Source organism: Streptomyces sp. NRRL S-646 (genome assembly GCF_000720765.1).
Classification (GTDB): Bacteria; Actinomycetota; Actinomycetes; order Streptomycetales; family Streptomycetaceae; genus Streptomyces.
Map to the genome: position 1 here is coordinate 1 of NZ_JODC01000055.1, position 9377 is coordinate 9377.

The 9377-nt window shown below is 73.3% G+C and carries 3 protein-coding genes and 1 pseudogene; all 4 read left to right on the plus strand.

The features are described from left to right. Positions 1 to 409 (plus strand): acyltransferase domain-containing protein (locus IH68_RS52270; RefSeq protein WP_159403901.1); only part of this gene is annotated, 409 nt, incomplete at its 5' end. Next, positions 381 to 5111 (plus strand): SDR family NAD(P)-dependent oxidoreductase, encoded by a 4731-nt coding sequence (locus tag IH68_RS51230; protein ID WP_051834162.1) that lies wholly within the window; start codon positions 381 to 383, stop codon positions 5109 to 5111. The genes IH68_RS52270 and IH68_RS51230, both read left to right, overlap by 29 nt. A 76-nt stretch (positions 5112 to 5187) precedes the next feature. Continuing rightward, complete coding sequence (locus IH68_RS0148705) at positions 5188 to 9129, plus strand: type I polyketide synthase (RefSeq protein ID WP_051834163.1); 3942 nt, start codon at positions 5188 to 5190, stop codon at positions 9127 to 9129. Further along, a pseudogene (locus tag IH68_RS0148710) lies at positions 9090 to 9377 on the plus strand (alcohol dehydrogenase catalytic domain-containing protein); the annotation flags it as partial. The gene IH68_RS0148705 and the pseudogene IH68_RS0148710, both read left to right, overlap by 40 nt.

Consider the following 9377-nt stretch of genomic DNA (forward strand, 5'->3'; position numbering starts at 1 on the left):
GGCGACGACGCGTTCCGCGCTGGAGCATCGTGCCGTGGTCGTGGCCGCCGACCGGGAGCAGGCCCTGTCTGGTCTGCGGGCAGTGGCCGAGCAGGAGTCGGTGGGGCATGTGGTCACCGGCGCCGCGGTTACCGGGGGCGGTCGTACGGCGTTCCTGTTCGCCGGGCAGGGTTCCCAACGGCTGGGCATGGGCCGGGAGTTGTACGAGACGTACCCGGTCTTCGCGGCTGCCTTCGACGCGGTCGACGCGGAACTTCGGTTCGCGCTGCGGGAGGTCGTCTTCGGCGAGGACGCCGACCGCCTGAACCGGACCGAGTACGCCCAGCCCGCCCTGTTCGCGCTGGAAGTCGCCCTCTTAGGCGCTCCCGGCCGGCGGGGCGATGGTGTCGCTCCAGGCGTCCGAGGATGAGGTCCTGCCCCTGCTGACCGGCCGCGAGGTCGAGGTCGGCATCGCCGCTGTCAACGGCGCGGAGGCAACCGTCGTCGCCGGCACCGAAGCGGTCGTCGACGAGATCGCCGCCCACTTCCGGGGTCTCGACCGCAAGGCGACCCGGCTGCGGGTCAGCCACGCCTTCCACTCTCCGCTGATGGAGCCCATGCTCGCCGAGTTCCGGACCGTCGCGGAGAGCCTCACGTACGAGGCGCCGCGGATGACCGTGGTCTCGGCGCTCACCGGAGACCGCGCCGACGCCGCCGACCTCATGACACCCGACTACTGGGTGCGGCACGTCCGTCACGCCGTGCGATTCGCCGACGGCGTCCGTCGGGTCCGCGCGGAAGGCGTGGGCAACTGGCTGGAGTTGGGCCCCGACGGCACGCTCACCGCGCTGGCCCGGACCGAGGCCGGGGCCGGTCCCGCCGAGAGGGAACTCTTCGTACCGGCGCTGCGCAAGGACCGCGACGAGCCCTGGACCCTGCTGTACGCCGTGGCCGCCCTCCACACCCGTGGCAGCGACCTGCGCTGGCCGCAGGTGTTCGCCGGCACCGGTGCCCGCCGCGTCGACCTGCCGACGTACGCCTTCCAGCGGCAGCACTTCTGGCCGGGCGCCCCGCGCGGCACGGCGGGCGACGCCGCCGGGCTCGGGCTCACGCCTTCCGGACATCCCTTGCTCGGCGCCGAAGTCGCCCTGGCGGAAGGGGAGGGGGCCCTCTTCACCGGCAGGCTCTCTCTCAAGACCCATCCCTGGCTGCGGGACCATGTCGTCGCGGGTGCCGTCCTCTTCCCGGCCACCGGCTTCCTGGAACTGGCGCTTCAGGCCGGTCTCGGGGTCGGCTGCGGACGTGTCGCGGACCTGACGCTGGAGACGCCGCTGGTCCTGCCGGAGCGGGGTGGCGTACGAGTCCAGGTCGCCGTCGGGGGCCCGGACGAATCGGGGCGGCGTACCGTGTCGCTCTACTCGCAGACCGACACGACCGAGGCCGCGGCCGAGCGCTGGACACGCCATGCCACCGGCCTCCTCGACGCCGAGAGCCCGGAGAATGCCGAGAGCCCGGAGAACGCCGAGGATGCGGACCGCGTCATCGGCACCCATGACTTGGAGAACTGGCCGCCCACCGACGCGGCCCCCGTCTCGCTCAGCGGCTTCTACGAGCGGCTCGTGGCTGAGGGATACGCCTACGGCCCGGTGTTCCAGGGTCTGAGCGCCGTCTGGCGGCGGGGCGACGATGTCTACGCCGAGGTTCGGCTGCCCGTCGACCAGCACAGCGAGGCAGGGCGTCACGGCCTTCACCCGGCTCTGCTCGACGCGACACTGCATGCTTGGCTCGCCGCCGGGCGGACGGCGGCGGGTCGCCCCGACGACTCCGGTGACCTCGGTGACTCTGCCGGCGTGCGGTTGCCGTTCTCGTGGAGCGGTGCCTCGCTGGCGGCGGTGGGCGCGTCCGCGGTGCGGGTGAGGCTGTCGCCGCTGGACGAGGACACCATCACGCTCACCATCGCCGACGCCGAGGGCCGTGCCGTGGCCCATGTCGACGCGCTCACCCTGCGCGAGGTGAGCAGGGACGCCCTGGCGCCTGCCGGCGGCGCCCCTGCGGGGGCGCGGGACGCGCTGTTCCGGGTGGACTGGAGAGCGCTGCCCGCACCGTCCGGTTCCCTCCCCGACCGGGCGCAGAGCTGGGCCGTCGTCGGGTCCGGGATCGCCGGGCTTCCCGAAGCCCCGGCCGGTCACTACACCGATCTCACGGCGCTGGCCGACGCCGTCGACGTGGGAACGCCACTTCCGGGTACGGTGCTTGTCGCCTGCGGCCCGTCCATGGCAGAGGGACCGGCGGCGCTGCCGGACACGGACGGAACCGGTGCCGACGGAACCGGTGCTGCGCAAACCGTGGAAGCCACCAGGGCGGCGTTGCACCATGTCCTCTCCCTCGTACAGAACTGGCTGGCCGACGAGCGCTTCGGTGCCGCCAGGCTGGCGCTGGTGACACGGGGCGCCGTACCCGTCGACGACGAGCGAGCGCTCATCGACCCGGTGGCCGCGTCCGTCTGGGGGCTCGTCCGCTCCGCGCAGTCGGAACACCCCGGCCGCCTGGTCCTGCTCGACCTCGCGCCCGAGACACGTACCTCCGCCGACCAGGCCACGTCCGCCGACCAGGTCCCCCCCACCGACCCGGCCTCCGCCCTGGCCACCGGCGAGCCGCAACTCGCCGTGCGCGGTGGTGTCGCCCACGTGCCGCGCCTGGCCCCGGCCGGCAGTGGTGGCGCACTGCTCCCGCCGCCCGGTGAACCCCTGTGGCGGCTGGACGTCACCACGCCCGGCACCCTCGACAGCCTGGCCCTGGTCGGCTGCCCCGAGGCCGGCGGACCGCTCGCTCCCGGCGAGGTACGCGTGGCGATACGGGCCACCGGCGTCAACTTCCGTGACGTACTGGTCTGCCTGGGCATGCTCGACCGCGAAGTACCCGGCCGTGAGGGCGCGGGTGTGGTCCTGGAGACCGGCCCGGGCGTCACCGGCCTCGCCGTCGGCGACCGGGTGCTCGGACTGTTCTCCGGGGCGTACGGGCCGGTCGCGGTGACCGACCACCGGCTGCTGACCCGGCAGCCCGACGACTGGTCCTTCACCGAGGCCGCCGCGGCGCCCATCGTCTTCCTCAGCGCCTACCACGGCCTGGTGGACCTGGCCGGCCTGCGGCCCGGCGAGTCCGTCCTCGTCCACGCGGGCACCGGCGGCGTCGGCATGGCCGCCGTACAACTCGCCCGGCACCTGGGCGCCGAGGTGTTCGCCACCGCCGCTCCCGCCAAGTGGGACACCCTGCGGGCGATGGGCCTGGACGACGACCACATCGCGTCCTCGCGCGATGCGGCCTTCGAGGAGAAGTTCCTGCGCGTGACCCAGGGACGCGGCATGGACGTCGTCCTCAACTCCCTCGCCCGGGAACTGATCGACGCCTCGTTCCGTGTGCTGCCGCGCGGCGGCCGCTTCATCGAGATGGGCAAGACCGACCTGCGCGACGCGCAGACCGTCGCCGCGCAGCACCCCGGGGTGGTGTACCGGGCGTTCGACCTCAGGGACGTCGACCCCGACCACACCGCCGAGATGCTCACGAACGTGCTCGCACTGTTCGAACAGCGGGCGCTGCGTCCGCTTCCGGTCACCACCTGGGACGTACGGCGCGCTCCGGAGGCGTTCCGCCACCTGAGCCAGGCCCGGCACACCGGCAAGATCGTCCTCACCGTTCCCGAGCTGCCGATCGACCTCGCCCGCACCCCGGTCGACGACGCGGGCACCGGATCCTCCGCGGCCGGCCGAACCCACGGCACCGTCCTGGTCACCGGCGGCACCGGTACCCTCGGCGCACTGTTCGCCCGGCACCTGGTGACGCGCCACGGCGTCCGTCATCTGCTGCTGACCAGCCGCAGCGGCTCAAGCGCCCCGGGTGCCGCCGAGCTCGCCGCGGAACTGACCGGGCTGGGTGCCACCGTCACCGTCGCCGCGTGCGACATCGCCGACCGCGACGCCCTGGCCGGACTGCTCACCCAGATCTCCGCCGAGCGTCCGCTCACGGCCGTCATCCACGCGGCCGGCGTCCTCGACGACGGCGTTCTCGACGCCATGACGCCGGACCGTGTCGACCGTGTCCTGCGGCCCAAGGCCGAGGCCGCGTGGAACCTGCACGAGCTGACCCGCGACCTGAACCTGTCCGCGTTCGTCCTCTTCTCCTCCGTGGCCGCCACCTTCGGCAGCCAGGGGCAGGCCAACTACGCCGCCGCCAACGCCTTCCTCGACACCCTGGCCCAGCACCGCCGAGCCCAGGGACTGCCCGCACTCTCCCTCGCCTGGGGCCTGTGGGACACCGACGACGGCATGGCGGGCACCCTCGGCGCCGCCGACCTCCGGCGCATCGGCCGCATGGGCCTCGCCCCGCTGCCGGCCGAGGAGGGCCTGGCCCTGTTCGACACGGCCCTCGCCGCCGACCAGGCACTGCTGCTGCCCACCCGCCTCGACCTGGCCGGACTGCAACGCCGGGGCGCCGAACCGCCCGCCCTGCTGAAGGCGCTGGCCCGGACCCCGGTCCGGCGGGCCGCCACCGACAGCCCCGGTGCCACCGCAGGGACACCGGGCGGCGGCGGTACGACGCCGTCCTTCACCGAGCAGCTGAGTCCGCTGTCCGCGGAGGAACGGGAACAGGCCGCGCTCGACCTGGTCCGCACCCACACCGCGGCCGTCCTCGGGCACTCCGACCCCGAAACGGTCGACGCCGACCGGCCGTTCAAGTCGCTGGGCTTCGACTCGCTCACCGCGGTCGAGATGCGCAACCGGCTCGGTGCGGCCACCGGGCTCACCCTGCGGGCCACGCTGGTCTTCAGCTACCCGACACCCGCGGTCCTCGCCCGCCACCTGCTCGATCAGTGCGCACCGCAACAGGCACAACCCGCGGACATCCTGTTCGCGGAACTCGACAGGCTCGAATCCGCCATGGCCGACGTGGACCGAGCCACCGACGGCGCGACAGCCGACGCCGGACTGAGCGACAAGGTGACCGCCCGACTCCGGGAACTGCTGACCCGGTGGGCGGGCGGCGCGGACGGCACGACCTCGGCCGGCACCGGACTCGAATCCGCGACGGACGACGAGATGTTCGACCTCATCAACAAAGAGCTGGGCATTTCCTGACCCCGACCGACCCCGGACCGCTCAGGACCCGACGTCTGTGGACCCCCTCGGGGCTCCTCCTAGGAAGTGGCATCGAATGGCGAGCAACGAAGAGAAGCTGCGGGACTACCTCAAACTGGTCACGGCCGACCTTCGTCAGACACGCAAGCGTCTGCAGGACCTCGAGGAACAGCAGCGGGAACCCGTCGCGATCGTGTCGATGGGCTGCCGTTTCCCCCACGGGGCCGACACCCCCGAGGCCATGTGGCGGCTCCTGGCCTCCGGCACCGACGCCGTCACCCCGTTCCCCGCCGACCGCGGCTGGGATCTGGAGGCGCTCTACGACCCGGACCCCGACCGGCCCGGCACCTCGTACGTCCGCGAGGGCGGCTTCCTGCACGACGCGCCGCTGTTCGACGCCGAGTTCTTCGAGATCTCGCCGCGCGAGGCCCAGGCCATGGACCCGCAGCAGCGGCTGCTCCTGGAGACCTCCTGGGAGACCGTGGAACGCGCGGGCATCGTCCCCGCCTCCCTGCGCGGATCGGGCACCGGCGTGTTCGTCGGCGCCATCGCCCAGGACTACCAGCCGCGCTCCCACGACTCACAGGCCGACCTCGGCGGCCACCTCCTCACCGGCAGCACCACCAGTGTCGCCTCCGGCCGCATCGCCTACTCCTTCGGCCTCGAAGGGCCCGCGGTCACCGTCGACACGGCCTGCTCGTCCTCGCTGGTGGCCCTGCACCTCGCCGTACGATCCCTGCGCTCCGGCGAATGCGACCTGGCCCTGAGCGGCGGCGTGACCGTCATGTCCGGACCCGAGATGTTCGTCGACTTCGGACGCCAGCGTGCCCTCGCCGCCGACGGCCGGTGCAAGGCGTTCTCCGCCGCGGCGAGCGGCTTCGGACCCGCCGAGGGCGTCGGCATGCTCCTCCTGGAACGCCTTTCCGACGCCCGCCGCAACGGCCACCCCGTACTCGCCGTGATCCGCGGCAGCGCCGTCAACCAGGACGGCGCCTCCAACGGCCTGACCGCCCCCAACGGCCCCGCCCAGGAACGGGTCATCCGCGCGGCCCTGGCCGACTCCGGCCTGACCGCCGGGGACATCGACGCCATCGAGGCCCACGGCACCGGCACCCCGCTCGGCGACCCCATCGAGGCGGAGGCGCTGGCCGCCACCTACGGCGCCGCACGTCCCGAGGACCGGCCCCTGTGGCTCGGCTCGGTGAAGTCCAACATCGGACACACCCAGGCGGCCGCCGGTGTCGCCGGCATCATCAAGCTGGTGCTGGCCATGCGCCACGGCCAGCTGCCCCGCACCCTGTACGCCGACGAGCCGTCCCGGCACATCGACTGGACCGCCGCCGACCTCCGCCTGCTCACCAGCGAACAGCCGTGGGCCCGCGACGACGACCGGCCCCGCCGCGGCGCCGTCTCCTCCTTCGGAATCAGCGGCACCAACGCCCACATGATCGTCGAAGAGGCCCCCGCGCCCGCCTCGCCCGACCCGACGGACCAGGCGAACGAGACGGACGAGACACCCGCGAACGCCGCCCCCCAGGCCGGCATGCAGCAGCCGAGGGGCGAACACCCCCTGCCCTGGGTGCTCTCCGCCCGCAGCCGCGCCGCACTGACCGCACAGGCCGCACGTCTGCTCAAGCACCTCGACGGGGACGCCGAGGGCGGCGAGCCCCACCCGGACCCGGCCCGCATCGGCCGCGCCCTCGCCACGACCCGCTCCACCTTCGAACACCGCGCCGTGGTCACCGGCCGCACCCTCGACGACCTGCGCACCGGCCTCACCGCCCTCGCCGCCGACGAACCCCACCCCACCACCGTCACGGGCTCCGTCCGGCCCGGCGGCCGACTGGCCGTGCTGTTCTCCGGCCAGGGCTCGCAACGGCTGGGCATGGGCCGGGAGTTGTACGAGACGTACCCGGTCTTCGCGGCAGCCTTCGACGCGGTCGACGCGGAACTCCCGTTCGCGCTGCGGGAGGTCGTCTTCGGCGAGGACGCCGACCGCCTGAACCGGACCGAGTACGCCCAGCCCGCCCTGTTCGCGCTGGAAGTCGCCCTCTTGCTCCCGTCCGGCGGTGCGATGGTCGCGCTCCAGGCCACCGAGGAGGAGGTGCTGCCGCTGCTCGACGACGAGGTGGGCCTCGCCGCGGTCAACGGGCCGCAGTCGGTGGTGATTTCCGGTGCGGCCGCGGCCGTTGAGAGGGTGGCCGCCCACTTCCGGGCCCAGGACCGCAAGGCCACGCCCCTGCGGGTCAGCCACGCCTTCCACTCCCCGCTGATGGAACCGATGCTCGACGACTTCCGGGCCGTCGCCGAGACCCTCACCTACAGCGCCCCGCGTACGGCGGTGATCTCCAACGTCACCGGCCGCCCGGCCGAACCCGGCGAACTGACCTCCCCCGACTACTGGGTACGGCACGTCCGCCGGCCGGTCCGCTTCGCCGACGGTGTCCGGGCCCTGGCGGAGCGCAAGGCCGGACGGCTGCTGGAGCTGGGCCCCGACGGACAGCTGACGGCCCTGGCCCAGACCTGCCTGGACGACGGCTCCCATCACTTCGCCACCGCACTGCGCAAGGACCGCCCCGAACCGGAGAGCCAGCTCACCGCTCTCGCCCAGCTCTACGTCAGCGGCCTTCCGGTCCACTGGGAGACGGCGTTCCCCCAGGACCCGACCGACGGCCCCGAGCAGGAACCGGTCCACCTGCCGACGTACGCCTTCCAGCGACGCCGCTTCTGGTCCCGCGACACGGGCTCGACGCTCGGGGATCTGGGTGCGGTGGGCCTGGGGTCGGCGGAGCATCCGCTGCTGGGTGCCGCGGTGGAACTGGCCGGCGCTGACGGATTGCTGCTGACGGGGCGTCTGTCGTTGGCCACCCAGGAGTGGTTGCGGGACCACGTGATCGCCGGCGCGGCCGTGTTCCCGGGGACCGGTTTCCTGGAGCTGGCGCTGCGGGCCGGTGAGCAGGCCGACTGCGACCGGGTGGAGGACCTGACGATCGCGGCGCCGCTGGTGGTGCCCGAACGGGGAGGGATCCGGGTCCAGGTACGGGTGGGAGCGGCGGACGACGCCGGCCGACGCCCATTGGAGATCCATTCCCGTGCCGAGGACGCCCTCGACACCGATCCGTGGACCCTCCATGTGACCGGTGCGCTGTCCGCGCCCGCGGACGCGCCGGCCGCCGACCGCTTCGACTTCGGTGTGTGGCCGCCGCGGGACGCGGTGGCGGAGCCGATCGACGGTGCGTACGAGCGTTTCGCCGCGCTGGGGTTGTCGTACGGTCCGGCGTTCCAGGGGCTGCGCGGTGTGTGGCGGCGTGGCGAGGAGGTGTTCGCCGAGGTCGGCCTGTCGGAGGAGCAGGAGGGCGTCGCGGACCGGTTCGGCGCGCATCCGGCGTTGGTGGACGCCGCGTTGCACGCCGTGATGTTCACGTCGGCGTTCGGGGACGGACGGGCGCGGTTGCCGTTCTCGTGGGCCGGGGTGTCGCTGTGGGCCTCGGGTGCGCGTGCGTTGCGGGTGCGGATGGTGCCGGTGGGTCCGGACGCGGTCGCGTTGGAACTGGCCGATCCGACCGGCGGTCCGGTCGCCTCGGTGGAGTCACTGACGCTGCGGGAGACCTCCGGCGACCTCGCGGCCACCGATGCCGGCCCCATGGACGGCCTCTTCCAGATCGACTGGGCGAAGGTTCCGACTGGTTCGGGCGCGGGTCAGGTGCCTGCGGTCGTCGGCACCGCTCTGCCGGGACCGGACGAGACGGTTCCCGTCGATGTGCTCATCCGGGTCGAACGCCCGATCGACGGCACCGACGAGGCCGCACACGAGGTGACGACCCGTGTCCTTGGCCTGGCCCGGGAGTGGCTGGCGGAGCAGCGGTTCGAGGGCGCGCGTCTGGTGGTGGTGACCGAGGGGGCTGTGGCGCTCGACGAGCGGGTTGCGGATCCGGCTCTGGCGGCGGTGTGGGGTCTGGGGCGGATGCCGAGTTGGCGGCGGGTCAGGTTCGGGTCGCTGTCCGTGCGGCGGGTGTGAATTTCCGTGATGTGCTGAACGCGCTCGGCATGTACCCGGGGGATGCGAAGGACTTCGGTCTGGAGGGTGCGGGTGTGGTGACCGAGGTCGGTCCCGGGGTGGCCGGGCTGGCGGTCGGCGACCGCGTGATGGGGATGTTCTCCGGTTCCTTCGGGCCGGTGGCGGTGGCGGATGCGCGGACGGTGGCCCGGGTTCCTGCGGGGTGGTCGTTCGCGCAGGCGGCGTCGGTGCCGATCGTATTCCTGACC

Excerpts from the sequence above, each read along its gene's own strand:
- IH68_RS51230 (WP_051834162.1), top strand. The coding sequence starts at position 381 with ATGGTGTCGCTCCAGGCGTCCGAGGATGAGGTCCTGCCCCTGCTGACC.
- IH68_RS0148705 (WP_051834163.1), top strand. The coding sequence starts at position 5,188 with ATGGCGAGCAACGAAGAGAAGCTGCGGGACTACCTCAAACTGGTCACG.